The organism is Kribbella sp. DT2 (genome assembly GCF_049844575.1).
GTDB lineage: Bacteria > Actinomycetota > Actinomycetes > Propionibacteriales > Kribbellaceae > Kribbella.
Genome location: NZ_JBNCLH010000001.1, coordinates 778,486 through 802,177 on the forward strand (window position 1 = coordinate 778,486; position 23,692 = coordinate 802,177).

Genomic DNA, 23,692 nt, shown 5'->3' on the forward strand with positions numbered 1-23,692 from the left:
TTGTTCTGAGGGGAGAACCGATGGCCGTCGTACGGACCGTGCTGGGTGACGTTGAAGCCGAGGAGCTCGGCGTCTGCAACGCTCATGACCACCTGTTCTTCCGCAGCGTCATGCTGCCGGGCCAAGAGCTCGACGACTACGACGCCGCCGTGCAGGAGGCCAGGCTCTACGCCGAGGCCGGTGGACGGACGATCGTCCAGTGGACGCCGCACGGACTAGGCCGTCGGGCCGGCCTGTTGCCGCGGCTGTCCCAGGAGTCGGACGTCAAGGTGATCGCCGCGACCGGACTGCACCGGGCCGAGCACTACGCCGAACTACCCGAGCAGGACCTGGCCGAGCTGTTCGTGCAGGAGCTCACCGAGGGCATCGGCGACAGTCAGGTGCGCGCCGGAATGATCAAGATCGCCAGCGGGTTCCACGGGCTCGACAAGCACACCTCGTGGGTGCTGGACGCGGCGGCCGAGGCTCAAAGGGCGACGGGAGCGCCGATCGGCATCCACCACGAGCTGGGTACCGGAGCGGGCGTCGTACTGGATCGTCTGGAAGAGCACGGCGTCGCTCCGGATCGGATCGTGCTCGGGCATCTGAACCGCTTTCCCGACCACCAGGTCCACCAGGAGCTGGCGGCGCGCGGCGCATTCCTCGCCTTCGACGGGCCGTCGCGGACCAATCACGCCACCGACTGGCGGATGGTCGACTGTCTGGCCGCGCTCGTCGAGGCCGGGTACGCCGATCAACTGCTGCTCGGTGGTGACACGACGACCGCGCGGGCCCGGCTCGCGACCGGTGAGGGCCCGGGAATGCCCTACCTGTTGACGAATCTCCGCCCGAGGCTCACCCGCCGGCTCGGCGAGGACGTGGTCGAGCAGATTTTCGTCACCAACCCGGCCCGCGCCTTCGCGACCGACTGGAAGTAGCGCGCCGAGCCGCCGAACGCGCCGTACGGGGCATCGGCACGAACTCGTCACCCGTGACGTCGCGTTGCCGGAGGCATCCGGGCGGTACCGTTCGCAGGTGAACACCGTCGCGCAGATCTTCGTGGCCCTGGCCGGCATCCTCCACGTACTCTTCTTCGCCCTGGAGAGCGTGCTCTTCCGCAAGCCGAGCGTGCAGCAGCGTTTCCTGGTCAGGACCGAGGCGGAGGCCGAGGCGGCGCGGCCGTGGGCGTTCAACCAGGGGTTCTACAACCTGTTCCTGGCGGCCGGTGCGATCGGTGGTCTGATCGCCGGCGGCGACCGCGGGCACGCGATCGCGCTGTTCTCGTGCGCGTGCATGCTCGGCGCCGGGCTCGTCCTGATCGGCTCGGACCGCCGGATGGCCAAGTCCGCCGCGATCCAGGCGGTGCCGCCGATCCTCGCGCTGGTGCTGGCCGCTGTTCTGTAGCCGAGCAGTTGACTTCAAGTGTGCTTGAAGTCAGAGAGTTCTCGGCATGACCACGTCGATCGCGGCGCCTCGCCCGCCCGGAGTTCTCGCCCCGCAGTACCGTGCGCTGACCGTCGGGATGGTCGCGCTGATCACGCTCGTCGCGTTCGAGTCCCTCGCCGTGACGACCGCGATGCCGACCGTCGCGCAGGCCCTCGACGGCCTGTCGCTGTACGCGCTGGCTTTCGGCGGACCGCTCGCCTCGGGCGTCGTCGCGATGGTTGTCTCCGGCACCTGGTCGGACCTCAAGGGCCCGACTCGCCCGCTCTGGCACGGCACCGGCTGGTTCCTGGCCGGCCTGGTGATCGCCGGTCTCGCGCCGACGATGGAGGTCCTGGTCGTCGGGCGGGTGATCCAGGGGTTCGGCGCCGGTCTGCTCACGGTCGCCCTGTACGTCGTCGTCGGGCACCTCTACCCGGCCGAGCTCAGGCCGCGGATCTTCGCCGCGTTCGCGACCGGGTGGGTCGTCCCGTCGCTGGTCGGCCCCGCGATCGCCGGGCTGATCGTCGAGCACGCCAACTGGCGGATCGTCTTCCTCGCCGTACCGGTCCTGGCTGTTCCGGCGGCGCTGATCATGCGGCCGGGGCTCTCCAAGGGTGAGCACGTGACGCGCTCAGGGAAGCTCTGGAGCCAGCGGGCCTGGTACGCCGTTGGCGCCGCGCTCGGCGTCGGACTGCTGCACTACGGCGGTCAGCAGCACGGGGCCGTCCAGCTGATCCTGATCGCGGTCGGTCTGGCCGCGGTGGTCGTGTTCGCGCCGAAACTGCTGCCGAAGGGGACGTTCACGATCCGCGCCGGGCTGCCGTCGGTGATCGCGCTGCGCGGGCTGGTCGCGGCGGCCGGCTTCGGCGCTGAGGTGTTCCTGCCGCTGATGCTGACTCGGGAGCGCGGGCTGTCGCCGGCGTTCGCCGGCCTGGTGCTGACCGTCAGCGCGCTGAGCTGGACCGCGGCGTCGTGGTACCGGGGTCGGCCGAACCAGCCGTTCGAGCACCACGTGTTCCTGCAGGCGGGCATGGTCTCGTTGCTGCTCGGCATCGCGATCGCGGCCGCGACGCTCGACGACCGGGTACCGGTGGTCGTCGGCATCCTCGGCTGGGCGCTCGCCGGACTGGGCATGGGAACGGTGTTCCCGACCGTGTCGGTGCTGGTCCTCGAGTACTCCACGCTCGAGCAGCAAGGCGCGAACAGCTCGGCCCTGCAGCTCAGCGACTCGTTGCTGACAGCAACGGTCCTGGCGATCGGCGGCTCACTCTTCGCGGCCATCGAGCCGCACTCGCCGACGACGGCCTTCCTGACCGCCTTCGGGCTGCCCGCCGCGCTGGCCCTGCTCGGCGTCCTGGCCGCCCGCCGTACAAGGGTGTACTAGTCCTTCGAGCCGCTGACCGCGATGCTCGCGCCGAGGCCGACGATCATCAGGCCGCCGGCGCCGCCGACCAACTCCAGGCGGCGGGGCGATCGGGCGAACCAGTCCCGGGCCGAGCCGGCGGCCACCGCCCAGACCGTGTCCGAGAGCAGGGCGATCGCGATGAAGACCAGGCCCAGCAGCAGGATCTGCAGCGTGGCCGCGCCGGCCGCGGGGTCGACGAACTGCGGGAGGACGGCGGCGAAGAAGACCGCCGTCTTCGCGTTGGTCACGCCGACCAGGAAGCCCTGGCGGAGGACGCGGCGGGTGTTCGCCGGTCGCGCCTCGGCGCCCAGGGCCGACGCCAAGGACTTGCGGGTGCGGAAGGCGTGGATGCCGAGGTAGATCAGGTACGCCGCTCCGGCCAGCTTCACCGCGGTCAGCGCGATCGCGCTCGCCGCGATCAGCGTCCCGAGCCCGAGCGAGACGGCGACCAGCAGGAACGCGGCGCCGAGGGTGTTGCCGAGCATCGTCAGCATCGCTTCACGGCGGCCGACGGCCAGCGCGCGGCCGACGATGAACAGCACGCTCGGACCCGGTACGACGATGACGATCAGCGCGGTGACGGCGAAGGCCACCAGATGATGAGTGGACGGCATGCAGTCAGGCTAGGTGTCAGGCGGGAGCCGGGCGCGACAGGTGGGGAAGATCACCCGCCGCGCCGCCGTCCGTTGACCCGTCACGAACCCTGCCGCTACCGTTCAAAGGTCAACCTGCGGTGCCATGAGGGAAACCGGTGAGAGACCGGTACGGCCGCGCCACTGTGAGCGAGCAGCTGCTCGTGAGTCAGGACGCTCGGGCACCAGCAGCCTTTCCAATGGGGACGCGCAATTCCCCAGGAGGTCTCAGATGCCTGCTCCTGCCCGCTCGGTCGCCGTACCGGCTGTTTCCCCGCGTCTGCTCGCGGTCGCCCTGCTCACCATCGGCGTGCTGCTGATGCTGGCCTACCTGGTCGCCTTCGACCAGGGCGCGATCTCGCAGTCCGGCATGTACCTGCACGAGTTGATGCACGACGGCCGGCACCTGCTCGGCGTGCCCTGCCACTGACGTCCTGCGGTTTCTCCGCTCCCCGTTCCCGACCCGCTCGGGCTTGAACAACTGACAGGACCGTCATGCGTACTTTCGGAAATCTCCTGGTGCGCGGGCTGATCGTCGGCCTCTTCGCCGGCCTGCTGGCCGGAACCTTCGCGTACGTGATGGGCGAACCGCACATCGACGCCGCGATCGCGATCGAGGAGGCCGGCGGCGCCGCGCACACCCACGGCGAGGAACCCGCCGCTGAAGCCCCCGCCGCCGAAGAGGAGGCGCCGCTGGTCAGCCGCGACGGCCAGCGCTTCGGGCTCTTCCTCGCCACCAGCCTGTACGGCGTAGCGCTCGGTGGCATCTTCGCCGTCGGTTTCGCGCTGCTCCGCCGCCGGCTCCGCACCGACGGCGACTCCTACGCCTCCCTCGGCCTGGCCGCGGCGGGCTTCGTCGGGATCGTGCTGGTGCCGTTCCTCAAGTACCCACCGAACCCGCCGGCCGTCGGGGACCCGGAAACGATCACCAAGCGCACCGTGACCTACCTGCTGACGCTCGTGATCGGCCTGCTCGCGGTCTGGGCCGGGGTCGCGGCGTCCCGCTGGGCGCAGCGCTTCGGCGACGCGCCCTGGATCCGGCTCGCAGCCGGCGGCGGTGCCTTCGGGGTGACCATCGTCGCGGCGTACCTCATCCTGCCGTCGATCAACGAGGTGCCCGGGTCGTTCCCGGCGACGCTGCTGTGGCAGTTCCGGTTCGCCTCGCTCGGCACGCAGGCGGTGCTGTGGACCGTGCTGGGATTCGGTTACGCTGCGTTGGTGGATTGTAACTCCAAGGTCACCAAGGAGACCGTCGCCGCGTGACGACAACCCTGACGCTCGTCGCGCACGCGCTGACGCCTGGTCTGCGCGGGCTCGTACTCGGTGGAGAGCCCGCGCCGGACCAGGCCAGCCTGGAGGCGGCCCGCGACCTGCGGGTCGACGCCGGTACGACGTACTGCGGCCCGGAGCCGGCGGCGATCCTGACTGCTGAGGCGATCGGCCTGCAGCCGGTGGTGGTCGGCGCACTGCGCGACCGCGAGTACGGCGACTGGACCGGGCGTGACCTGGAGGAGCTGCTGGCCACGGAGACCGCGGCGGTCTCGGCGTGGCTGGAGCGTCCCCACACGGCTCCGCCGGGCGGGGAGTCGGCCAACGACCTGATCGCCCGGGTTGCGGACTGGCTGGGCGACCTGACCGAGGACCCGGGCCATGCGGACCGGCGTACGGTCGTTGCTGTGGTTCACCCGGCGGTGGTCCGCGCGGCTGTGCTCTACGCGCTGGAGGCCCCGGCCGAGTCGCTCCGGCACGTCGACGTCCGCCCGCTGGCGACCGTGGGTCTTTCCGCACACGCCACGTCCTGGTCACTCAACTTGCACTGACAAACCGGTTCGACGCGGTTCGTCGTTCGCCACAGCATCCCAACGCCCAGACGATGAGCTTCGACGAGCTGCCCGGGGCCGAGTGAACGACGGAGCCCGGGTACGGCGTGCGCCGCGCCCGGGCGTCACCAGACAACCGGAAGGACCTACCCGATGACGCTGACCGAGGCCCGTGATCTCCTGCGCGAGGAGCTGCTCGCAGTGGCGGCGGCCGCCGTACCGGGACAGCAGGGCGTCGTCACGCACGACGTGGGCCCGGTGAACCCTCACGTGCTGGAGGACGGCGACGGGCCGCAGTCGGTCTGCCTGATCACCGTGGAGAACGGCGACCCGGCCGTGGTCGACCCAGTGGGCCAGGTGGAGGCGGCTGTGGCGACGCTGACCGAGCGCGGCTGGCAGGCGGAGGTCCAGCCGGTCGAGAGCGGGCACCACCGGGCCTCGGCGAGCCGCGACGGCTACGGCATCGTCGTGCACGGCTGGGACGGCGATTGGCGCGTCACCCTCTCCGGCCAGACTCCGGAGATCGTCAGCTAGTCAGAGCCGGCCGCCGAGCCAGCCGGCGACTAGCTAGTCGCCGCGCGCTCGGCAGCCGAGCGGAGCACGCAGAACTCGTTGCCGGCGGGGTCGAGCATCACCACGAAGCCCAGGCCGTTCGGCTCGCGGTGGTCGTGCTCGACCGTCGCGCCCAGTGCGACCAGCCGCTCGACCTCCTGGTCGCGCGGGATGTCGGGCTCCAGGTCGAGGTGCACCCGGTTCTTGGCCCGCTTCGGGTCGTTGTTGCGCTCGAACAGCAGCTTGACGGTCTCGGTGTTCACCGCGGCGTACGGGTCGTCGGGGTGGTCGTCGTCCGGCCGCTCCACGTCGAACACCTGCAACCAGAAGCCGGCCAGCCCCCAGGGGTCGGCCGCGTCGAACGTCACCGTTCTCACCATCGAAGTCATGGCCAGACCATGCCGTACCGGTGGGCCACCCCGCCACCGCAATACGGCGGCGGGGCGGACAAAGGTCAGGCCTGGCGAAGCTCCTGGCGCTGCCGGCCGAGGCCTTGGATCTCGCACTCGACGACGTCGCCGGGCGCCAGGTACGGGAAGCGGCCGGACAGCGCGACGCCTTCCGGCGTACCGGTGTTGACGATGTCGCCCGGGTCGAGCGTCATGTACTGCGACAGGTCGCGGATCAGCGCGGCGACCGAGAAGATCATGTCGCGGGTGTTGGAGGCCTGCCGCGGCTCGCCGTTGACGAACGACTTCAGGTCCAGCGCCTGCGGGTCGCCGACCTCGTCGGCCGGCACCAGCACCGGGCCGAGCGGGTTGAAGGTCTCGCAGCACTTGCCCTTCGACCACTGGCCGCCGGACACCTCCAGCTGGAAGGCGCGCTCGGAGACGTCGTTGGAGACCGTGTAGCCGGCGATGCAGGCCAGTGCCTCCGCGTCGGACGTCAGGTACCGGGCGGTCTTGCCGATCACGACCGCGAGCTCGACCTCCCAGTCGGTCTTGCGGCTGTCGCGCGGGACCAGGACGTCGTCGTACGGGCCGACGACGGTGTTCGGGTGCTTGAAGAAGACGATCGGCTCCTTCGGCGGCTCGGCCCCGGACTCGGCCGCGTGGGCGGCGTAGTTCTGGCCGATGCAGACCACCGCGGCCGGCTTGGCGATCGGGGCGCCGGTCCGCAGGCCCTCGACGTCTGCGGCCGGCAGCGAACCGGCCTCCAGCGCGGCGCGGGCCCGGGCGATGCCGTCGGCGGCCAGGAAGGCGCCGTCGATGTCGGCGGTGACGGAGCTCAGGTCGTAGGTGGTGCCGTCGGTGGCGCGCGCGTACGGGCGCTCCTCACCGACCGCGCCGAGGCGCAGCAGTTCCACGAAATCTCCTTAGAGCGGATTCATTCTTGGTCGAACACGGGCCGCAGGCGGGCCCGTGAGGCTTCGATGTGCGCGCGCATCGCCGCGGCGGCCTGCTCGGGGTCGCCCTTGCGGACCGCGGTGACGACGGTCTTGTGCTCGCGCAGCGCCTGGGTGGCGATGCCGCCGCCGTAGTACAGGCGGAACAGGTGCAGGTGGCAGTGCGTCCGGGCGAAGGACTGCCGGGCCGTCTCGTTGCCGGACAGCTCCAGCACCAGGTCGTGGAAGCGCTGGTCGTGCCCGGCCATCGCCTTGTACGAGTCGTAGTCCGGCCGCTCCGGGACCTCGGTGTAGCTGAGCATCTCGTCCTTGAGCCGGACCAGGTCCTCGGCCGACGTCCGCTCCGCGGCCCGGCCGGCGGCCCACGGCTCGATGTGCAGCCGGTACTCGAAGAGGTCCTCGAACTCGGCCCGGGTCAGCGTGGAGGAGACCCGGTACCCACGCAGGGGTTCCTTGATCACCAGGCCGTCGGACTCCAGCCGGGCCAGCGACTCGCGGATCGGGGTCTGGGAGATGCCCAGCTCCCGGGTCAGCGCGTCGATGTTCAGCCGGGTGCCCGGCGCGACCACGCTGTCCATGATCAGGCCCTTGACCGTCTCGTAGACGTCGTCGCTCAGTACCTGTCGTTGTGGCAGGCGCGTGAGCTGCCCCGCCAGACCCACATGCGCATCCGTCACTGTTCCTCCCGAGCCCATTCTGCCTGACGCGTTTCGTTACCGCCGGAAGTCTTGACGCCTTCAGTGTGAAGCGGCAGCATCAGCTACGCAATATCCTATAGGATCTTTGAGGGAGCGCCCAATGCCCACGTACCTGCCCAGGCCCGCGTCGTGGAAGACCGCCGTTGCCGGCCTGGCCGTCGTCGCCCTGGCAGCCACCGGCTGCAGCACCAAGAACACCAGCGACACCGGCAGCGGTACGGCGGGCGACGACGCGTCGGCCGGCTCCACCGGCGGTCCGGTCACGCTCAAGGACGCCTCCAGCGTGAAGCTGGCGCTCATCCCGGGAGGCGCGCACCCCTACTTCCAGCCGTGGAAGGCCACCGCGGAGCTGGACAAGACCGAGTTCAAGCTCGGCGACGTCACCTTCGACGAGACCGGCGAGTGGGACCAGAGCAAGCAGAACAACGTGGTCAGCTCGCTGGCCGCGCGGGGCTTCAACGCTTTCGGTATCTTCGGCGTGTCGCCGACCGACATCAACACCACCTTCGAGGACCTGAAGTCCAAGGGCTTCGCGGTCGGCTCGCTGGCCTCCTGCCCGGCCGGTGACACCAACTCGGCCGACTTCTGCCTGTCCACCGACGTCGAGGCGGCGGCGTACAAGGCGGCCAAGGCGACCATCGACGCGATCGGCGGCGAGGGCACGATCGTGCACCTGACCGGCAACAACGTCGACTCCAACACCCAGCGCCGGATCGCCGGCGTGAAGAAGGCGGTCGCCGAGACCGGTGGCAAGGTGACCGAGCTGCCGGTGGTCACCGACATCGACAAGGACCTGCAGACCGCGCAGCGCTCGGTCGCCGACCTGCTCGCGGCCAAGGGCAAGGACATCAAGGGCATCGTCACCACGGCGTACAACCCGGCGGTGGCCGCGGCCGACGGGGTGGCCGGCAGCAAGCTGCCGATCAAGGTGGTCGCGATCGACGACGACGCCAAGATCCTGTCCGGCATCAAGTCCGGCGGCGTCTCGGCGACCGTCGCGCAGAACCCGGTCGGTCAGGCGTACGTCGGTGGCTGGCTGCTCGCGCTGCTGGGCTCCAAGCAGTGCACGATGAAGACGCCCGGCGTGATCGTCGACTCCGGCTCGTTCGTGGTGACCAAGGACAACGTGGACACCTACGACGACGAGCGCAAGGCCAAGACCAAGGAGCTCCAGACCGAGTTCCAGAGCCAGCTGAGCTGCCAGTGACCATCACACGCGCCGAGGCCCTCCTGGTCGATCTCGAGGTCGAGACGGTCCGGACCGACGCGGTCCAGTCGTTCCTGAAGCAGGAGACGATCTTCGTCGAGCTGGAGACCTCCGACGGGGGCTCCGGCCTCGGGTACTCGTACACGATCGGTACCGGCGGTACGGCGGTGCTGGCGATGCTGCGCGACCACCTGCTGCCGCGGCTGGTCGGTGCGGACGCCCGCAACGTCGAGGGGCTCTGGTACGACCTGTTCGCGTCCACCCGGGCGACCACTGTCGGTGCGATCACGTCGCTCGCACTGGCCGCCGTGGACACCGCCCTGTGGGACCTGCGCTGCCGCCGGGCCGGTGAGCCGCTCTGGCGGCTGGCCGGTGGCTTCCGACGGAACGTCCCGCTGTACGACACCGAGGGCGGCTGGCTGCACCTGTCGACCGACGAGCTGGTGGCGGGTGCGCTGGCCTCCCAGAAGGCCGGCTGGCCCGGGGTGAAGCTCAAGGTGGGCAAGTCCCGGCTGCACGAGGACGTGGAGCGGCTGCACGCCGTACGGGATGCTGTGGGTCCTGCGCTGGACATCATGGTCGACGCCAACCAGTCGATGACGTACCCGGAGGCCAAGCGGCGTGCTGCCGCGTTCGAGCCGCTGGACCTGAGCTGGTTCGAGGAGCCGCTGCCCGCTGACGACCTCAGCGGGCACGTGCGGCTGGCCGCATCGACCTCGATCCCTGTTGCGGTGGGCGAATCCATGTACTCGGTCGCGCAGTTCCGGGAGTACGTTTCCTCAGGCGCGGCCGGGATCGTCCAGGTCGACGTCGCGCGGGTCGGTGGCATCACGCCGTGGCTGAAGGTGGCGCACCTGGCCGAGGCCTTCAACCTGGAGGTCTGCCCGCACTTCCTGATGGAGCTGCACGTCAGCCTCACGGCCGCCGTACCGAACGGGCGGTACGTCGAGCACATCCCGCAGCTGCGGGCGATCACGCGGACCGAGATGGAGATCTCCGACGGGCACGCTGTCGCGCCGGACTCCCCGGGCCTGGGCATCGACTGGGACCGGGACGCCATCGACGACCGGCGGGTCTCGTGAGCGCACCGGTCTCGGAGACCGCCACCGCGGCGCTCCAGGAGCCGGACCAGCCGCCGGTAGCTCCCCGGGGTGGTCGGACTCCCTGGTGGGCCAACCAGCGGGTCGGTCTGCTCGTGCTGGTGGTGCTGCTGGCGGTGCTGTTCGGCGTACTGCGTCCTGCGTTCTTCAACCAGCAGCTGGTGATCTTCCCGCTGCTGCGGGACATCGCCATGTTCACCGTGGTCGGGCTGGCGCAGCTGTGCGTGCTGTCGATCGGGCACATGAACCTGGCCGTCGGCCGGATGGCCGCGTTCTCGATGATGATCACCGGCATCTCGTACGACCTGTGGCACTTCAGCCTGTACGCCGGTCTGCTGGTCGGCCTGATCGCCGGCGCGGCCATCGGCGCGCTGGCCGGCTGGGTGATCGCGAAGACCGGGGTCAACTCGTTCGTGGTGACCCTGGCGCTGGACTTCCTGCTGCTCGGCCTGATTCCGCTGGTCTACACCGGGCTGACCGACAACGCGGCCTTCGTGACCAAGCCGGACGGCATGCGGGAGATGCGCAACTACTCGCTCGCCGACATCTGCATCGGCAACGTCTGCGGCTCGCCGGCCGTCCCGCAGCTCGCGTTGTTCGCGGTGATCGCGATGGGTGTGGTCGGCTGGATCTACAGCCGGACCAAGCTCGGCCGCGAGCTGCTGATGACCGGTACGTCGGTGAAGGCGGCCGAGCTGTCCGGGATCCCGACCGCGCGGCGCGTCATCACCGCCCACGCGATGTCGGGCTGCCTGGCGGCGCTGGCCGGCTTCATGCTCGCGGTCAGCACTGGGTCGATCAAGGCGACGATCGGCGAGGAGTTCATGCTGCCGTCGTTCCTCGGGCCGATCCTGGGCGGGACGCTGCTGGCCGGCGGGTTCATCTCGGTCTGGGGCACGCTGCTCGGGACCGCGCTGACCTCGGTGATCCGTAAGGGGCTCGACCTGCTCGGGGTCGGGCTGGAGAGCCTGAACATCTACCTCGGGCTGATCCTGCTCGTTGCCTTGAGCACCGACCGGGTCAGGACCGTGCTGTCGGAGCGGCAGGAGGTGCGAAAACGATGAGGCGTTTCGTGAAGTCGACCGAGATGACCCTGCTGGTGATCTGCGGGGTGTTCTTCGTCGGTCTGGTGATCGCGTCGCACGGTGACCTGCTCTCAGCAAATTCCCTCAGAGTGCTGCTTCAGTTCCTGGCCGTGCCCGTGCTGATCGGGTTAGCTCAAATGGTGGTCCTCGCAGTGGGCCAACTGAACCTGGCGGTCGGCGCCGTCGGGGGATTCGCAGCAGCCGCGATGGGAGTGATGATGGCCGACCACGGAGTCCCGGTGCCGTTGGCGCTGCTGTTCGGCTTCCTGCTCGCGACGGCGGCCGGCCTGGCGAACGGGCTGCTCGTCGTGCTGACGCGGATCAACGGGTTCATCGTCACGCTGGCGACGATGACGGTGCTGCTCGGCGTGCAGTACCGGCTGGTCGGGACGCGGACGGTCGACGCCTATCCGACGGGGCTGAAGAGCTTCGGGTCGCACGCGTTGTTCGGCGTACTGCCGCTGATCTTCCTGGTGGCGCTGGCGGTTGCGGGGCTGCTGGCCCTCATGCTGCGGCGGACGGTGCCTGGGCGGCAGTTGCTGGCCTCGGGTGGGAACCCGATCGCCGCACGGCTGTCCGGGATCTCGAACGACCGGTCGGTGATCCTCGCGCACACGCTGTCCGGGGCGATCCTCGGGGTCGCGGCGATCCTGACCGTCGCGTCCTCGCCGGGCGTGAACAAGAGCATCGGTGGCGACTGGCTGCTGCCGTCGTTCGCGGCGCCGATCATCGGCGGTGCGTTGCTCACGGGTGGGTCCGCTGTCGTGCTGGGGACCGTGCTGGCGGCGTTCATCGTGCGCTTCGTCGACACGGCCCGGGCCGAGTTCTCGCTCGAGCCGAGCTGGGTGAACTTCGTCGTCGGGTCGGTCGTGCTCGGGTCGGTGGTGCTCGGACAGGTGCGGACGCGGCGTCAGCTTCGTCGTACGGTCGTGAAGGCGCCTGACGCGGCCGTGGCCGGAGGTGTCTCATGACGTTGTTCGTGGCGGAGAAGGTGGACAAGATGTTCCCGGGTGTCCGGGCGCTCGACGCGGTGACGCTCTCGCTGGAGGCGGGCTCCGTGCATGCGCTGCTCGGGGAGAACGGCGCGGGCAAGTCGACGCTGATCAAGGTGATCACCGGGCTGTACCGGCCGGACGGCGGCCGGCTGCTGCTCGACGGGTCGGAGGTGACCTTCGGGTCGCCGCACGAGTCGGCGTCGGCGGGCATCGGTGTGGTGCACCAGGAGCGCAACCTGATCCCGGGCTTCACCGTCGGGGAGAACATCCTGCTCCAGAAGTTGCCGACGTCGCGCGGGCTGGTGGATCGTGCGGCGATCCGCTCGGAGGCTTCGCGGTGGCTGGCGGAGCTGGAGCTCGACATCGATCCGGATCAGCCGGTGACCGAGCTGTCGGTCGCGCAGGCCCAGCTGGTGGAGATCGCGAAGGCGCTGTCGGTGGAGAGTCGCGTGCTGCTGCTCGACGAGCCGACCGCGTCGATCACGCCGAACGAGGCCGAGCGGTTGTTCCGGGTGGTCGACAAGCTGAAGAACGACGGGCGGGCGGTGCTGTTCGTCAGCCACAAGCTCGAAGAGGTCTTCCAGATCTGCGACACCGTCACCGTGCTGCGCGACGGCTCGTCGGTGCTGGAGTCCGGTGCGCTGTCCGACCTGACGCGTGACCAGGTGGTCGACCTGATGGTGGGCCGGGTCCACGAGGCCCTCAGCCTGCCGCCGAGGACCGTTGATCGCTCGGTCGATCCGCTGCTGGAACTGGACGGCGTCGGGACGGCGACCGGTCATGCCGATGTCGATCTGACCGTGCGGCCGGGGGAGATCGTCGGGCTGTACGGGCTCGTCGGCGCCGGGCGGAGTGAGCTGGCGAAGGCGTTGCTGGGGCTGGACCGGATCACGGCGGGCGTGGTGCGGGTCCGGGGCCAGGAGGTGCGGATCAAGAACGTGCGGGACGCGCTGCACAACCACAAGATCGGGTACGTCACCGAGAACCGTAAGGAAGAAGGCGTCTTCCTCGAGCAGTCCGTCAGCCGCAACATCGCCGTCACGGTCTGGGACCGGCTGCGCAAGCTCCTGGGATACGTCCCGGCCAAGGCGGAGTCGGAGCTGGTCGCCCAGTACGTCGAGCAGCTCGGCATCCGGATCGCGTCACCGGCCCAGCTCGCCGGCACGCTGTCGGGCGGGAACCAGCAGAAGGTCTCGCTGGCGAAGTGGCTCGCCGCGCAGACCGAGATCCTGATCATCGACGAACCGACCGTCGGCATCGACGTCCGGACCAAGGACGCCTTCCACACGCTGATCTGGGACCTGGCCGCGAACGGGCTGGCGATCCTGCTGATCACGTCCGACCTGCCCGAGATGATCACGCTGGCCGACCGGGTCGTCGTGATGGGGGACCACCGGGTCCAGGGCGAGGTCGCCAACAATCACGACTACGACCGGATGAGCCAGCAGGTCATCCGCCTGATCCACGCCGAGAAGGTGGTCGCATGAGCAGGGTCGACGCCCATCACCACGTCTGGGACCTGAGCGTCCGCGAGCAGAGCTGGATGGTCGGACCGGAGATGGATCCGATCCGGCGCGACTTCCTCGTGGACGACCTGGCGCCGCTCGCCGCGGCGGCCGACGTCACGCAGACCGTGCTGGTGCAGACGGTTGGGCTGGCTGCCGAGACGCCGGAGTTCCTGGCTGTTGCTTCCAGCAACGAACTGGTGGCGGGCGTGGTCGGGTGGGTCGACCTGACGGCCGACGACGTCGAGGAAGCACTGGCCGGGCTGCTTGGGCGTCCGGACGGCCAATGGTTGAAGGGGATTCGGCACCAGGTGCACGACGAGCCCGAGGTCGAGTGGCTCAACCGGTCCGACGTACGGCGTGGACTGGCGGCGGTGGCGGAGGCTGGGCTCGTCTACGACCTGCTCACGAAGGCGCCGCAGCTGCCGGCCGCGGTCGAGACGGTCCGTGCGTTGCCCGAGCTGAGCTTCGTGGTCGACCACATCTCGAAGCCGGTCGTCGGCGGGGACCTCGAGCCGTGGGCCACTGGGCTGCGGGATCTCGCGGCCGAGCCGAACGTGACCTGCAAGCTCTCGGGGATGGTGACCGAGGCATCGTGGACGGACTGGAAGGTCGCGGACCTGAAGCCGTACGCCGAGGTGGTGCTGGAGGCGTTCGGGCCGGACCGGGTGATGTTCGGTTCGGACTGGCCGGTGTGCTTGCTGGCGGCAACGTACGGTCAGGTGGTCGACGCGGCCGAGCAGTTGACCGCCGGGCTGAGTACCGCCGAGCGCGATCAGGTGTTCGGCGAGACGGCGCGACGGACGTACCACTTGTAGGCGCAGCCAACATGTAGCCCGCCAGTCGCCGGTGCCCGGCGGCTGCCTTCCGCGCTCGGTGGCCGGCTGTCAGGTAGCCGGTGACCGGAACGGGGCAAGCAGCCAGTCGCTGCCCGTCGCCGATGGGCCGCCACTCATCGCCGGCCTATCCCTTGCCCGGTGCCAAGTCGCCTTCTGAGCGACCGCCCTTTTGCGGGATAACCGATCAAGTTGTGGGTTCTCCGGCTGCATGAGGTCGTAGAACCCACACTTCGGAGGGTGAACCCGGCGACGGTGTCGACCGGAGCCGGAACCCGAGCCGGAACCCGAGCCGGAGCCGGAGCCGGAGCCCGAGCCCGAGCCCGAGCCGGAGCTGGAGCTGGAGCCCCGAGCCCGAGCCGGAGCTGGAGCTGGAGCCGGAGCTGGAGCCGGAGCTGGAGCCGGAGCTGGAGCCGGAGCTGGAGCCCGAGCCCGAGCCCGGGAACCCGGAGCCCGGAGCCGGAGCTGGAATTCGGCTCGGAGCTCGGGCTGGCGTGAGGCGAGGTCGTCAGCGGGGGAACTTCACGGCGGGGCCGGCCACCGCGGGCGCGAGCGGGGCGTCGGCGAGATGGGTCGGCGTACGTACGGCTTGGTGACTGGCCGCGTCGCGCTGGCTGGTCGGCGTGCGTACGGCTTGGGGTGACTGACCGCGTCGCGCGGGCTGGTCGGTGGGCAGTCCGCGCGACGGTGGGTCAGAAGCCGGGGAAGACCGGGCGGAGTTGGGCGAGGGTGATCTTTTCGCTGGTCAGCGTGACGGATGCCGGGGTGTGCTCCGGGGCGTTCCGGCCGGTGATCAGGCGGACGATGTACTCGGCGGGGGCGTTCAGGACGCCGTCGGCGGAGGCCGGGGTGTCGGTGAGCTCCGCGGTGTCGGCGATGCTGAGGCCGAAGGTGCGGTCGGGGGCGGTGGTGTTCACCGTCAGCACGAGGCTGCCGTCGTACTGGTCGGCCTTGCCGGCCCAGCTGAGGAGGCGGCCCACGCTGTCGAGCAGGATCTCGGTGGACTCGGGAGCGAGCGCCGCGTCGGCGTCGAAGCCGACCCGGACGTCCCAGCTGTGCAGGGCGAACTCGGTCAGCCGCATCCCCACCGCGGTCGCCACGTCGACCGGTTCCGGCAGGAAGCCGAAGTCGATCCGCAGGTTGGCGAGCTGGTCGTCGTCCAGTCCTTCGTAGCGCTGGATCTGCTTCTCGGTCGCGGTGAGGAAGTTGGCCGCCTGGTCGGCGGGGCTCATCGCGTTCCAGCGGTCCCAGACGGACGTGTTGAAGTCACCCGCCCGGGGGCCGGTGCCGTCGAGCGCGCCTTCGAGCGTGGCGAGGCCGATCTCGGCGCCGCTGCCGAGGTGGCTCAGCACGTCGGCGACCTTCCACTCGCTCGCGCCGGAGGGGCGCACGAGGTCGTCCGGCCGGAGCCCACCGACGAACTCGGCGAGGGTGTCGTAACCGGTCCGCAGGGCGCCGATGGCGTCCTCAGCCTTGCTGGTCATCAGGTGTCTCCCGGTAATGGATGAACGATCAAGTAACCACAGCAACCGAACCACCCGATTACTTCCCGATGACGCCGGGGACTTTTGACGGGGCAGCGACGGGGGAGAACTCAACGAGGTCGGCGGCAAACCTGATCGGCAACGCGCTGTGGCCGGCCGGCGTCGTACGGGGAGCGCTCGCCGCGAACAGCCGAACCTCGGCGGGACGAGCGTGCCGGCGGCCGTCGCGGGAACTCAGGGGAGGCGTTCGAGCAGACGGCGGGTGTCGCTCAGCGGGGCGCCGGTGCGGGACCTGAGGAGCTTCGCCGCATGGGTGGGTTTGCGGCTGTCGCGCAGCAGCAGGACCTGGGTGAGGGTGTTGTCGTCGGGGACCAGGTGCGGGGCCAGCATCGTGCCGGCGATCGAGCGGGCGAGGTCGAGACGAACCGGGTCGATCGTCGCCACGGCCGCCACGGCCGCCACGGCCGCAGCGGTCGGCTGCTTCGACGAGCGGCCAGGGCCGAGCAGGCGGAACGCGAGGGCGGAGAGGACGATCAGTGCCAGCGGGCCGACGGACAGCAGCAGGCCGAGTTGGGTACTCACCGGGTGAAGGCTAGTCCGGTGGCGGTGCGAACTCAGCCCGTACGCCGAGCAGCCGGACCGGCCGGCGTAGTTCGAACTTGGCCAGGACGGTCAGTGCCGCGTCAGCCACGACCGCCGGGTCCTGCGTCAGGGCGGGGAGCTTGCGTGACTTGATCGGCGTGAAGAACGTGATGAAGCGGACCTTCACGTGGACCCGCTGGATCCAGCGGCCCTCGGCGACGACCGAGCGGGTGAGCTCTTCGGCGAGCTCGCGGACCTTGTCCTGGATCTCGACCGGGTCGGACAGGTCCTCCGGGTAAGTGACCTCGTGGCTGCGGGAGACGGGTTCGCGCGGTACGTCGGTGACCTCGGTGTCGCCGAGGCCGCGGCCGAGGGCGCCGTACCAGGAGCCCATCTTGGGGCCGAAGCGTTCCCGCAGTCCGTCGAGGTCCGCGGCGGCCAGATCGGCGACGGTCTGCAGGCCGAGGTCGTTCAGGTTCTGCGACATCCGGGCGCCGATGCCCCACAGGTCGCGCACCGGGCGGTGGTGCATCACGTCGGCCCAGTTCTCCTGCGTGAGGCGGAAGGTCCCGCCGTCGCCGGCGCGCTGGTCGGGACCGGGTTTCGCGAACCCGGTCGCGAGCTTGGCGCGCACCTTGTTGTCACCGATCCCGATCGAGCAGGTCAGCCCGGTCCGCTCCAGCACCGCGGCTTGCATCTCCAGAGCCAGCGCCTCCGGGTCGGCGGTCGTCGCACCGACGAAGCACTCGTCCCAGCCCCACACCTCGACGATCACCGGGAACGACCTCAGCACGTCCATGACCTCGGTCGAGGCCGCGTCGTACGCGGTCGGGTCCGACGGGAGGAACACCGCGTCCGGGCACTTCTTGTACGCCGCCTTCAACGGCATCCCCGACCCGACGCCGTACGCGCGCGCCTCGTACGACGCGGTCGCCACCACCTGCCGGGCCTGCTGCGGATCGCCGGACCCGCCGACCACCACCGGCAGCCCGCGCAGCTCAGGCCGCCGCCGAATCTCCACCGCCGCGATGAACTGGTCCATGTCGACGTGCAGCAACCACCAGTCCGCGGTCATACCTCAGGGGTATCACAAGCGACCGAACAGGTCTTGGAGATCCGGCACCGAACAACAGCAGCGTGGACAGTGAGCAAAGGAGAAAGCATGAAGGTGTTCCTGACCGGTGGTTCCGGCTACATCGGCGCGGTGGTCATCGAGACCCTGGTGAAGCACGGCCACGAGGTGACCGCGCCGGCGCGCAGCGTTCGCGCTGGATCAGCGGATGACCGGTGAGCGGGCGCGGCGAGAGCTCGGGTGGATTCCGCAGCACCTGGACGCGATCAAGGACCTTGGCGTCGGGCGCTGAGTCGGGCGTGAGCTCCTTGGTCCGGGGAAGATTTGAAGGCGGGCTTCAGAGCTGCTTGCGCATCATCTGGCTGACGGTCTCGAAGCCCAGCGACTCGTACAGGTTGATCGCCGTGGCGTTGTTGCCGAAGACGTTCAGGTCCAGCTGGCTGTGGCCCCGGAGCCGGCACTCCTCTTCGGCGGCGACCATGATCGAGCGGCCGTAGCCCTTGCCGCGCTGGGCTTCGGTCACCTCGACGCCGTAGATGTACGGGACCGGGGTCAGCACGCTGATCCACAGGCTGCCGACCAACGTGCCGTCCTCGGCGAACGCCGACCAGAGCAGGTGCTTGTCGGTGCCGAGGCCGTTCGGGAGCAGCTTGTCGACCTCGGCCCGGGCGAACGCGATCGCGGCGTCGTCGTCCAGGCCGCGCAGCGGGCCGATGCCGGCGGCGAAGGACTGCGCGTTGCGGTCCTGCCAGGCGGCGTACTCGGCGTCGGTCATCGTGCGCAACGTGACCGGGGGCGGGGTGCTCATTTCGCCGACGATAGTCCTCGGGCGGCCAGATGGCGATCGTGTTGCGGTCAGCGCTCTGTTGGTTCACAGCCCGCTCCGTCACGCACAGTACTCATAGGGTGTCTGCCGAGGTAGTTGCCTTTGGCCACCAGGAGGAGCAATCGTGCGCGTCTCACCCGTACGCACCACGGCGGTCGGTGTTCTCGCGGCGGCCGTCGCGATCGGCATCGGGCAACTGCCGCCGAGATCGGCCGCGGCCGACACCGCCGGTACGGCGCCGGGCGCCGGGCCCGTCGCCTCCCAAGGCAGCCGTGGCGCGCACACCGACGAGCTGGCCAACCCGCTCGAGGACAAGCGCCGCGAGCTGCGCGAGGCGGCGCTGAACGGCGTGCTCAACGGTTCGGCCAAGGCCGAGCAGCGCGGCCCGAGCAAGGTGGTCAAGGTCGGCCAGGAGATCGCCGGTCCGGCGGGCCGGGACGGCCTCGGCCGGATCAAGTTCGCCGAGCAGCGCAAGGCCCAGTACGTCGAGCTGGCGCGCGAGAAGACCGACAAGATCTTCGTCATCCTGGCCGAGTTCGGCACCCAGCGGCACCCGGACTTCCCCGACCGCGACACCGACCCGGACACCGCCGGGCCGACGACGTACGACGGACCGGTGCACAACGCGATCCCGGCGCCGGACCGCAAGACCGACAACTCGACGGTCTGGCAGGCCGACTACTCCGCGCAGCACTACCGCGACCTGTACTTCGGCAAGGGCGAGTCGGTCAAGACGTACTACGAGAAGCAGTCGTCGGGCCGGTACAGCGTCGACGGCACGGTCTCGGACTGGGTGAAAGTGCCCTACAACGAGGCCCGGTACGGCCGGTCGAACGGTACGCCGTGCGCCGACACGATCTGCAGCAACACCTGGGCGCTGATCACCGACGCGGTCGCTCAGTGGGTGACGCTGCAGCAGAAGGCCGGCAAGTCCGCCGCTGACATCCGCAGCACGTTGCAGTCCTACGACCAGTGGGACCGCTACGACTTCGATGCCGACGGCAACTTCAACGAGCCGGACGGCTACCTCGACCACTTCCAGATCGTGCACGCGGGCGGTGACCAGGCCGACGGCGATCCGCACCAGGGCGAGGACGCGATCTGGTCCCACCGCTGGTACGCCGACCAGAACACCTCCAGCGGCCCGACCACCAACAAGCTGGGCGGCGTACAGGTCGGCACCACCGGTCTGTGGGTCGGCGACTACACGATCCAGCCGGAGAACGGCGGCCTGAGCGTCTTCGCGCACGAGTACGGTCACGACCTCGGCCTGCCGGACCACTACGACACGTCGGGCCGGCCGAGCCAGAACCCGGTGAACTGGTGGAGCGTGATGTCGCAGTCGCGGTCCGGTGCGAAGGGTGACGTCGGGATCGGGCTCAAGCCGCAGGACCTCGGCACCTGGGACAAGCTGCAGCTCGGCTGGCTCGACCACGTGACGGTCAAGGCCGGTCAGACCAAGACGGTCGAGCTCGGCCCGCACGAGTACAACTCGACCCGGCCGCAGGGGCTGGTCGTCTCACTGCCGAAGAAGAAGCTGACCAAGCAGCTGGTTGCTCCGGCGGCCGGCGCGAAGTCGTGGTGGAGCGGGACCGGCGACAAGCTCGACAACACGCTGACCCGCAAGGTGACGCTGCCGGCCGGCAAGGCGTCGCTGGCGTTCCAGGCGAACTGGCGGATCGAGGACTGCGGCGCCGACGCCTGCGACTACGCGTACGTCGAGGTGAACGACGGCTCGGGCTTCAAGGCGATCCCGGGCAGCATCACCAAGGCGGCCGAGGCGAACGGGATCGACGGCAACTCCGGCGGCTGGAAGCCCGCGACGTTCGACCTTTCGGCGTACGCCGGGAAGACGGTCGACCTGCGGTTCCGGTACGCGACCGACGCCGCGACGCACGAGCTCGGCTTCTTCGCCGACGAGATCAAGCTGACCGCCAACGGGCAGGCGCTGGTCACCGACGGTGCCGAGAGCGGCGCCGCGGGCTGGACGGCGAAGGGCTTCCAGGCGGCCGGCCAGACCGTCACCACCGAGCACGACCACTACTACCTGGCGTCGAACTACACGTACAGCTCGTTCAACCGCTACCTGCAGACCGGCCCGTACAACTTCGTCGGCAACCCGCGACCGAACTGGGTCGAGCACTTCCCGTACCAGGACGGCCTGCTGGTCTCGTACTGGGACACCTCGCAGTCCGACAACGAGACCGCGGTGCACCCGGGCCAGGGTCAGTGGCTGCCGATCGACGCGAACCCGACGCTGCGGCCGAACCCGGCCGGCGGGTTCTGGAAGAGCACGCTGCAGAGCTACGACTCGACGTTCGGGCTGCAGAAGTCCGACTCGTTCGACCTGACCGTGAGCGGCAAGAAGAACCACTTCGCCGGGGCGGACGCCGTACCGACGTTCGACGACCGCGACGAGTTCTGGTCGTCGAAGGTGCCGTCGTACGGCGTGAAGGTGCCGCACGTCGGGGTGACGATCAAGGTGATCAGCCAGCGCAGCACCAACGTGCGGCTGGTGGTCGGTCCGTAGCCGCCGGGAACACGCTGGGTGAGCGTTTGCAGGCGGGTACCGATTGAAGGTGAGTGTCTACCGTCTGCTGCTGAGGACGCCCTCATGAGGCGTAAACCGCCCGCCGGGGCGGTCACCAAGGCGCCCGACGGCCTGCCGTCGGCGATGATCGAGAACTGGGCGTGGCACGACCACGCCGCGTGCCGGGACGTGAACCCCGAGCTGTTCTTCTCCGCCGAGTCCGAACGTGGGCTGCGCAAGCACGCCCGCGAGCTGCTCGCGAAGTCGCTCTGCGGCACCTGCCCGGTCAGGCTGCAGTGCCGCGAGCACGCGCTGATGGTCGGCGAGATGTACGGCGTCTGGGGCGGCACGACCGAGGAGGAGCGCGAACCCGCGCTCCACGGCCGGCACCGCTAGCCGGTCAGCCGAACAGGTCGTCGAGGAAGGACTTCTTCTTCCGCTGCTGGCCGTACTTGTTGCGGTCGTCGTAGCGGCGGTCGCTGTCGTGGCGGCGGTCGTCGTACCGCTTCTCCTCGTACCGCTTCTCTTCGTAGCGTGGCTCGGGGGCGCGGGTCTGCTGCGGCGCGTTGTAGGCCAGCTCGGCATCCAGCAGCTTCTCCAGCTCGCCCCGGTCGAGAAAGATGCCGCGGCACTCGGTGCACTGGTCGACGGTGACGTTGCTGCGCTCGTACGTCCGCATAGCGCCCCGGCACTTGGGGCAGTTCAGGCTCTCCATCGCACCACCCTAAGTGACGAAAAGCCCGTGACGAGGCGAGTTCAGCGAACTCTCAGGAACCCACACAGTGACCGCCGGAAACTCTTAGGAACCACCGTGGTGAGAGGATGCAAACCGGTCGGCTGACGAGGGAGTGTGGGTATGGCGGAGCAGTCCGCGGGGCTGCTGGCGCGGCGGCGTGCTCGCGGTCTGTGGGTGCGTGGGGCGCGGCAGCTGGGCTTTGCCAAGGCCGACGAGAAGGCCGCGACGGTGGACAAGCCGGCGGCGCTGGAGAACTTCACCAAGGCCGTCGAGCTGGACCCGGGGATGACGGACGCCTGGCTCGGCTTCCACGCGGCCGGCGGCGACGCCGACACCGCGCTCGACAAACTGGTCGCGGGCGTCAAGCGGTTCGGTGAGGAGCGGGACGCCGACAAGCGGCGGCTCAGCTCGTCGTTCCGGGCCGGCTGGTGGTTCACCCACTCGCTCGAGACGACCGACCACGTCTGGCACGCGGAGGCGCTGCGGCGGCTCGGCGCGGGCAACGCGGCGGGAGCGGCCGAGGCCACCGGTCAGGTGATCGAGGACCTGCGCCGCAACTTCCTCGAGGCCGCGGTCGCGATGAACCGCTCGGAGTTCGAGAGCGCGATCGGCATCCTGCGCCGGATCCCCACCGACGGGCACCTCGGCGTCGAGGCGCAGCTGCGGCTCGGGATGCTGCTGGCGACCGTCGAGCAGTGGAGCGAGGCCGAGACGATCCTGCGCCAAGCGGCCGGCCAGCAGCTCAACTCGTTCGTCGCCGTCGACGCGGAGTACTACCTCGGCTTCGTCTACCGCGGCACCGAGCGCGAGCAGAACGCGATCCGCCAGTTCGAGTGGGTCTACGAGCGCGACAACTCCCACCGCCAGGTCGCCGAGGCGCTGGCCGACTCCAACGTCCGGCTCAGCACCCGGCGTACCGAAACCCGCACCAGTACGACGTCGCCCGTCGCGCCGGTGATCCGCCGCGGCTCGCCGTCCGCGCCCGCGCTGCACCGCCAGCCGGACTGGGGCGCCGTCCAGGGCATCCTCAACGAGCTCGACCGCAACGTCGGCATGCAGGACGTCAAGCAGCAGGTCTCCGCCGTCGCCGCGCAGGTCCGGGCCGGCCTGATGCGCGCCGAACGCGGCCTGCCCACGGCCAAGCTGGGCGGCCACCTGATCTTCGCGGGACCGCCTGGGACGGGTAAGACCACGGTCGCTCGCGTCGTGGCCCGCCTGTACTGCGCGCTCGGGCTGCTCGCCGCGGACACCGTGATCGAGACCGACCGGTCCGGCCTGGTCGCGGAGTGGATCGGCCAGACCGCGGTGAAGACCAACGAGGTGGTCGACTCCGCGCTCGACGGCGTGCTGTTCATCGACGAGGCCTACGCGCTGAAGAAGAAGGGCACCAGCACCAACGACTTCGGCACCGAGGCGATCGACACGCTGCTGAAGCGGATGGAGGACGACCGCGACCGCCTGGTCGTCATCGTCGCCGGGTACTCCGAGCCGATGGCCGAGTTCCTCGAGGCGAACCCGGGTCTGCGCAGCCGCTTCTCGACCCGGATCGACTTCCCGCGCTACACCGCCGACCAGCTCCGCGAGATCGCGCTACGGCTGGTCGAGAGCCGCGGCGACCACATGACTCCGGACGCCACGGCCGGCCTGACCGCCGCGCTGGACCAGGTCTGCGCCAACGGCCGGATCGACGAGCTCGGCAACGCACGCTTCATCCGGACCGTACTGGAGACCGCGGGCAAGCACCGGGACCTGCGGCTGTTCCACTCGCCGGGCTTCCCGACCGACCTCGAGCTGGTCACGCTCGACGGCTCGGACCTCAAGTCCGCGATCCAAGAGATCCTCAGCTTCTAAACGTACGACGGCCGCCGGGTTTCCCAG

At 69.8% G+C, this 23,692-nt stretch carries 26 protein-coding genes and 1 riboswitch; of the genes, 17 read left to right on the plus strand and 9 right to left on the minus strand.

The features are described 5' to 3' along the window. The first annotated feature begins 20 nt into the window (after nucleotides 1-20). The 3 genes from ACLQ2O_RS03735 to ACLQ2O_RS03745 all read left to right on the plus strand — a co-directional run bounded on the left by ACLQ2O_RS03735 (nucleotide 21) and on the right by ACLQ2O_RS03745 (nucleotide 2,788). Entirely contained in the window at nucleotides 21-917 is an 897-nt protein-coding gene (locus ACLQ2O_RS03735) for a phosphotriesterase family protein (protein ID WP_425827160.1), read from the plus strand. 97 nt (nucleotides 918-1,014) lie between these two features. Further along, a complete protein-coding gene (locus ACLQ2O_RS03740; protein WP_425827162.1) occupies nucleotides 1,015-1,383 on the plus strand; it encodes a DUF1304 domain-containing protein in 369 nt (122 codons plus the stop codon). 46 nt (nucleotides 1,384-1,429) lie between these two features. Further along, entirely contained in the window at nucleotides 1,430-2,788 is a 1,359-nt protein-coding gene (locus tag ACLQ2O_RS03745; protein WP_425827164.1) for an MFS transporter, read from the plus strand. On the opposite strand, the gene ACLQ2O_RS03750 is transcribed toward ACLQ2O_RS03745, so the two are convergent. Then, on the minus strand, nucleotides 2,785-3,423 hold the full coding sequence (locus ACLQ2O_RS03750) for a LysE family translocator (protein WP_425827166.1): 639 nt from the start codon (nucleotides 3,421-3,423) through the stop codon (nucleotides 2,785-2,787). The genes ACLQ2O_RS03745 and ACLQ2O_RS03750 overlap by 4 nt on opposite strands. An 81-nt stretch (nucleotides 3,424-3,504) precedes the next feature. After that, nucleotides 3,505-3,640, plus strand: a riboswitch (cobalamin riboswitch). A gap of 33 nt (nucleotides 3,641-3,673) precedes the next feature. On the opposite strand from ACLQ2O_RS03750, the gene ACLQ2O_RS03755 reads away from it, so the two are divergent. The 4 genes from ACLQ2O_RS03755 (at nucleotide 3,674) to ACLQ2O_RS03770 (ending at nucleotide 5,795) form a co-directional block, all read left to right on the plus strand. Continuing rightward, entirely contained in the window at nucleotides 3,674-3,871 is a 198-nt protein-coding gene (locus tag ACLQ2O_RS03755; protein WP_344178119.1) for a CbtB domain-containing protein, read from the plus strand. Between the two features lie 65 nt (nucleotides 3,872-3,936). Then, nucleotides 3,937-4,704, plus strand: coding sequence for a CbtA family protein (locus ACLQ2O_RS03760; RefSeq protein WP_425827168.1), 768 nt, complete (start codon nucleotides 3,937-3,939; stop codon nucleotides 4,702-4,704). Beyond that, complete coding sequence (locus tag ACLQ2O_RS03765) at nucleotides 4,701-5,261, plus strand: histidine phosphatase family protein (RefSeq protein ID WP_425827170.1); 561 nt, start codon at nucleotides 4,701-4,703, stop codon at nucleotides 5,259-5,261. Before ACLQ2O_RS03760 ends, ACLQ2O_RS03765 begins: the two co-directional genes overlap by 4 nt. A 153-nt stretch (nucleotides 5,262-5,414) precedes the next feature. Next, nucleotides 5,415-5,795, plus strand: a complete 381-nt coding sequence (locus ACLQ2O_RS03770; RefSeq protein ID WP_425827172.1) for a hypothetical protein — start codon at nucleotides 5,415-5,417, stop codon at nucleotides 5,793-5,795. Nucleotides 5,796-5,824: 29 nt separating this feature from the next. On the opposite strand, the gene ACLQ2O_RS03775 is transcribed toward ACLQ2O_RS03770, so the two are convergent. The 3 genes from ACLQ2O_RS03775 to ACLQ2O_RS03785 form a co-directional block, all read right to left on the minus strand. Beyond that, nucleotides 5,825-6,202, minus strand: a complete 378-nt coding sequence (locus tag ACLQ2O_RS03775) for a VOC family protein (RefSeq protein ID WP_425827174.1) — start codon at nucleotides 6,200-6,202, stop codon at nucleotides 5,825-5,827. A 65-nt stretch (nucleotides 6,203-6,267) separates the two neighbouring features. Then, nucleotides 6,268-7,119 (minus strand): fumarylacetoacetate hydrolase family protein, encoded by an 852-nt coding sequence (locus ACLQ2O_RS03780; protein WP_425827176.1) that lies wholly within the window; start codon nucleotides 7,117-7,119, stop codon nucleotides 6,268-6,270. 20 nt (nucleotides 7,120-7,139) lie between these two features. After that, on the minus strand, nucleotides 7,140-7,835 hold the full coding sequence (locus ACLQ2O_RS03785) for a GntR family transcriptional regulator (RefSeq protein ID WP_425827178.1): 696 nt from the start codon (nucleotides 7,833-7,835) through the stop codon (nucleotides 7,140-7,142). A 121-nt stretch (nucleotides 7,836-7,956) separates the two neighbouring features. Here ACLQ2O_RS03785 and ACLQ2O_RS03790 point away from each other — a divergent pair, with 121 nt between their 5' ends. From ACLQ2O_RS03790 to ACLQ2O_RS03815, 6 genes are read left to right on the plus strand one after another with little or no spacing between them, the layout of a single operon-like run. After that, nucleotides 7,957-9,063 carry a sugar ABC transporter substrate-binding protein gene (locus tag ACLQ2O_RS03790; protein WP_425827180.1) on the plus strand — a complete coding sequence of 369 codons (1,107 nt, stop codon included), beginning with the start codon at nucleotides 7,957-7,959 and terminating at the stop codon, nucleotides 9,061-9,063. Continuing rightward, a complete protein-coding gene (locus tag ACLQ2O_RS03795; protein ID WP_425827182.1) occupies nucleotides 9,060-10,145 on the plus strand; it encodes a mandelate racemase/muconate lactonizing enzyme family protein in 1,086 nt (361 codons plus the stop codon). The genes ACLQ2O_RS03790 and ACLQ2O_RS03795 overlap by 4 nt, the downstream gene beginning before the upstream one ends. Then, the gene (locus ACLQ2O_RS03800; protein WP_425827184.1) at nucleotides 10,142-11,227 is read left to right on the plus strand and encodes an ABC transporter permease; all 1,086 of its coding nucleotides are present in this window, start codon (nucleotides 10,142-10,144) and stop codon (nucleotides 11,225-11,227) included. The genes ACLQ2O_RS03795 and ACLQ2O_RS03800 overlap by 4 nt, the downstream gene beginning before the upstream one ends. After that, nucleotides 11,224-12,219: an ABC transporter permease gene (locus tag ACLQ2O_RS03805; protein WP_425827186.1), complete on the plus strand. Its 996-nt coding sequence runs from the start codon at nucleotides 11,224-11,226 to the stop codon at nucleotides 12,217-12,219. The genes ACLQ2O_RS03800 and ACLQ2O_RS03805 overlap by 4 nt, the downstream gene beginning before the upstream one ends. Next, complete coding sequence (locus ACLQ2O_RS03810) at nucleotides 12,216-13,730, plus strand: sugar ABC transporter ATP-binding protein (protein WP_425827188.1); 1,515 nt, start codon at nucleotides 12,216-12,218, stop codon at nucleotides 13,728-13,730. Before ACLQ2O_RS03805 ends, ACLQ2O_RS03810 begins: the two co-directional genes overlap by 4 nt. Further along, nucleotides 13,727-14,566: an amidohydrolase family protein gene (locus ACLQ2O_RS03815; protein ID WP_425827190.1), complete on the plus strand. Its 840-nt coding sequence runs from the start codon at nucleotides 13,727-13,729 to the stop codon at nucleotides 14,564-14,566. The genes ACLQ2O_RS03810 and ACLQ2O_RS03815 overlap by 4 nt, the downstream gene beginning before the upstream one ends. A 710-nt stretch (nucleotides 14,567-15,276) precedes the next feature. On the opposite strand, the gene ACLQ2O_RS03820 is transcribed toward ACLQ2O_RS03815, so the two are convergent. The 3 genes from ACLQ2O_RS03820 to ACLQ2O_RS03830 all read right to left on the minus strand — a co-directional run bounded on the left by ACLQ2O_RS03820 (nucleotide 15,277) and on the right by ACLQ2O_RS03830 (nucleotide 17,725). Further along, nucleotides 15,277-16,068 carry a maleylpyruvate isomerase family mycothiol-dependent enzyme gene (locus tag ACLQ2O_RS03820; RefSeq protein WP_425827192.1) on the minus strand — a complete coding sequence of 264 codons (792 nt, stop codon included), beginning with the start codon at nucleotides 16,066-16,068 and terminating at the stop codon, nucleotides 15,277-15,279. Nucleotides 16,069-16,302: 234 nt separating this feature from the next. Beyond that, nucleotides 16,303-16,650, minus strand: coding sequence for a hypothetical protein (locus tag ACLQ2O_RS03825; protein WP_425827193.1), 348 nt, complete (start codon nucleotides 16,648-16,650; stop codon nucleotides 16,303-16,305). Nucleotides 16,651-16,660: 10 nt separating this feature from the next. Further along, nucleotides 16,661-17,725: a DNA polymerase IV gene (locus ACLQ2O_RS03830; RefSeq protein WP_425827195.1), complete on the minus strand. Its 1,065-nt coding sequence runs from the start codon at nucleotides 17,723-17,725 to the stop codon at nucleotides 16,661-16,663. An 87-nt stretch (nucleotides 17,726-17,812) separates the two neighbouring features. On the opposite strand from ACLQ2O_RS03830, the gene ACLQ2O_RS03835 reads away from it, so the two are divergent. Next, nucleotides 17,813-17,941, plus strand: coding sequence for an NAD-dependent epimerase/dehydratase family protein (locus tag ACLQ2O_RS03835; protein ID WP_425827197.1), 129 nt, complete (start codon nucleotides 17,813-17,815; stop codon nucleotides 17,939-17,941). A gap of 118 nt (nucleotides 17,942-18,059) precedes the next feature. On the opposite strand, the gene ACLQ2O_RS03840 is transcribed toward ACLQ2O_RS03835, so the two are convergent. Continuing rightward, complete coding sequence (locus tag ACLQ2O_RS03840; RefSeq protein ID WP_425827199.1) at nucleotides 18,060-18,530, minus strand: GNAT family N-acetyltransferase; 471 nt, start codon at nucleotides 18,528-18,530, stop codon at nucleotides 18,060-18,062. 142 nt (nucleotides 18,531-18,672) lie between these two features. Here ACLQ2O_RS03840 and ACLQ2O_RS03845 point away from each other — a divergent pair, with 142 nt between their 5' ends. Both ACLQ2O_RS03845 and ACLQ2O_RS03850 read left to right on the plus strand, forming a co-directional pair. Continuing rightward, nucleotides 18,673-21,078, plus strand: a complete 2,406-nt coding sequence (locus ACLQ2O_RS03845; RefSeq protein ID WP_425827201.1) for an immune inhibitor A domain-containing protein — start codon at nucleotides 18,673-18,675, stop codon at nucleotides 21,076-21,078. Between the two features lie 84 nt (nucleotides 21,079-21,162). Then, a complete protein-coding gene (locus ACLQ2O_RS03850) occupies nucleotides 21,163-21,474 on the plus strand; it encodes a WhiB family transcriptional regulator (RefSeq protein ID WP_184800389.1) in 312 nt (103 codons plus the stop codon). A gap of 4 nt (nucleotides 21,475-21,478) precedes the next feature. Here the strand turns inward: ACLQ2O_RS03850 and ACLQ2O_RS03855 are convergent, their stop codons facing one another. Continuing rightward, nucleotides 21,479-21,793: a zf-TFIIB domain-containing protein gene (locus tag ACLQ2O_RS03855; RefSeq protein WP_425827204.1), complete on the minus strand. Its 315-nt coding sequence runs from the start codon at nucleotides 21,791-21,793 to the stop codon at nucleotides 21,479-21,481. A 141-nt stretch (nucleotides 21,794-21,934) separates the two neighbouring features. Between ACLQ2O_RS03855 and ACLQ2O_RS03860 the strand changes: the two genes are divergently transcribed. After that, nucleotides 21,935-23,665 carry an AAA family ATPase gene (locus tag ACLQ2O_RS03860; RefSeq protein ID WP_425827206.1) on the plus strand — a complete coding sequence of 577 codons (1,731 nt, stop codon included), beginning with the start codon at nucleotides 21,935-21,937 and terminating at the stop codon, nucleotides 23,663-23,665. Nucleotides 23,666-23,692: the final 27 nt, after the last annotated feature.

Coding starts and splice junctions, on each gene's coding strand:
- ACLQ2O_RS03735 (WP_425827160.1), top strand. CDS start 21: ATGGCCGTCGTACGGACCGTGCTGGGTGACGTTGAAGCCGAGGAGCTC.
- ACLQ2O_RS03745 (WP_425827164.1), top strand. CDS start 1,430: ATGACCACGTCGATCGCGGCGCCTCGCCCGCCCGGAGTTCTCGCCCCG.
- ACLQ2O_RS03750 (WP_425827166.1), bottom strand. CDS start 3,423: ATGCCGTCCACTCATCATCTGGTGGCCTTCGCCGTCACCGCGCTGATC.
- ACLQ2O_RS03755 (WP_344178119.1), top strand. CDS start 3,674: ATGCCTGCTCCTGCCCGCTCGGTCGCCGTACCGGCTGTTTCCCCGCGT.
- ACLQ2O_RS03760 (WP_425827168.1), top strand. CDS start 3,937: ATGCGTACTTTCGGAAATCTCCTGGTGCGCGGGCTGATCGTCGGCCTC.
- ACLQ2O_RS03770 (WP_425827172.1), top strand. CDS start 5,415: ATGACGCTGACCGAGGCCCGTGATCTCCTGCGCGAGGAGCTGCTCGCA.
- ACLQ2O_RS03775 (WP_425827174.1), bottom strand. CDS start 6,202: ATGACTTCGATGGTGAGAACGGTGACGTTCGACGCGGCCGACCCCTGG.
- ACLQ2O_RS03790 (WP_425827180.1), top strand. CDS start 7,957: ATGCCCACGTACCTGCCCAGGCCCGCGTCGTGGAAGACCGCCGTTGCC.
- ACLQ2O_RS03805 (WP_425827186.1), top strand. CDS start 11,224: ATGAGGCGTTTCGTGAAGTCGACCGAGATGACCCTGCTGGTGATCTGC.
- ACLQ2O_RS03810 (WP_425827188.1), top strand. CDS start 12,216: ATGACGTTGTTCGTGGCGGAGAAGGTGGACAAGATGTTCCCGGGTGTC.
- ACLQ2O_RS03815 (WP_425827190.1), top strand. CDS start 13,727: ATGAGCAGGGTCGACGCCCATCACCACGTCTGGGACCTGAGCGTCCGC.
- ACLQ2O_RS03820 (WP_425827192.1), bottom strand. CDS start 16,068: ATGACCAGCAAGGCTGAGGACGCCATCGGCGCCCTGCGGACCGGTTAC.
- ACLQ2O_RS03830 (WP_425827195.1), bottom strand. CDS start 17,725: ATGACCGCGGACTGGTGGTTGCTGCACGTCGACATGGACCAGTTCATC.
- ACLQ2O_RS03835 (WP_425827197.1), top strand. CDS start 17,813: ATGAAGGTGTTCCTGACCGGTGGTTCCGGCTACATCGGCGCGGTGGTC.
- ACLQ2O_RS03840 (WP_425827199.1), bottom strand. CDS start 18,530: ATGAGCACCCCGCCCCCGGTCACGTTGCGCACGATGACCGACGCCGAG.
- ACLQ2O_RS03850 (WP_184800389.1), top strand. CDS start 21,163: ATGAGGCGTAAACCGCCCGCCGGGGCGGTCACCAAGGCGCCCGACGGC.
- ACLQ2O_RS03855 (WP_425827204.1), bottom strand. CDS start 21,793: ATGGAGAGCCTGAACTGCCCCAAGTGCCGGGGCGCTATGCGGACGTAC.
- ACLQ2O_RS03860 (WP_425827206.1), top strand. CDS start 21,935: ATGGCGGAGCAGTCCGCGGGGCTGCTGGCGCGGCGGCGTGCTCGCGGT.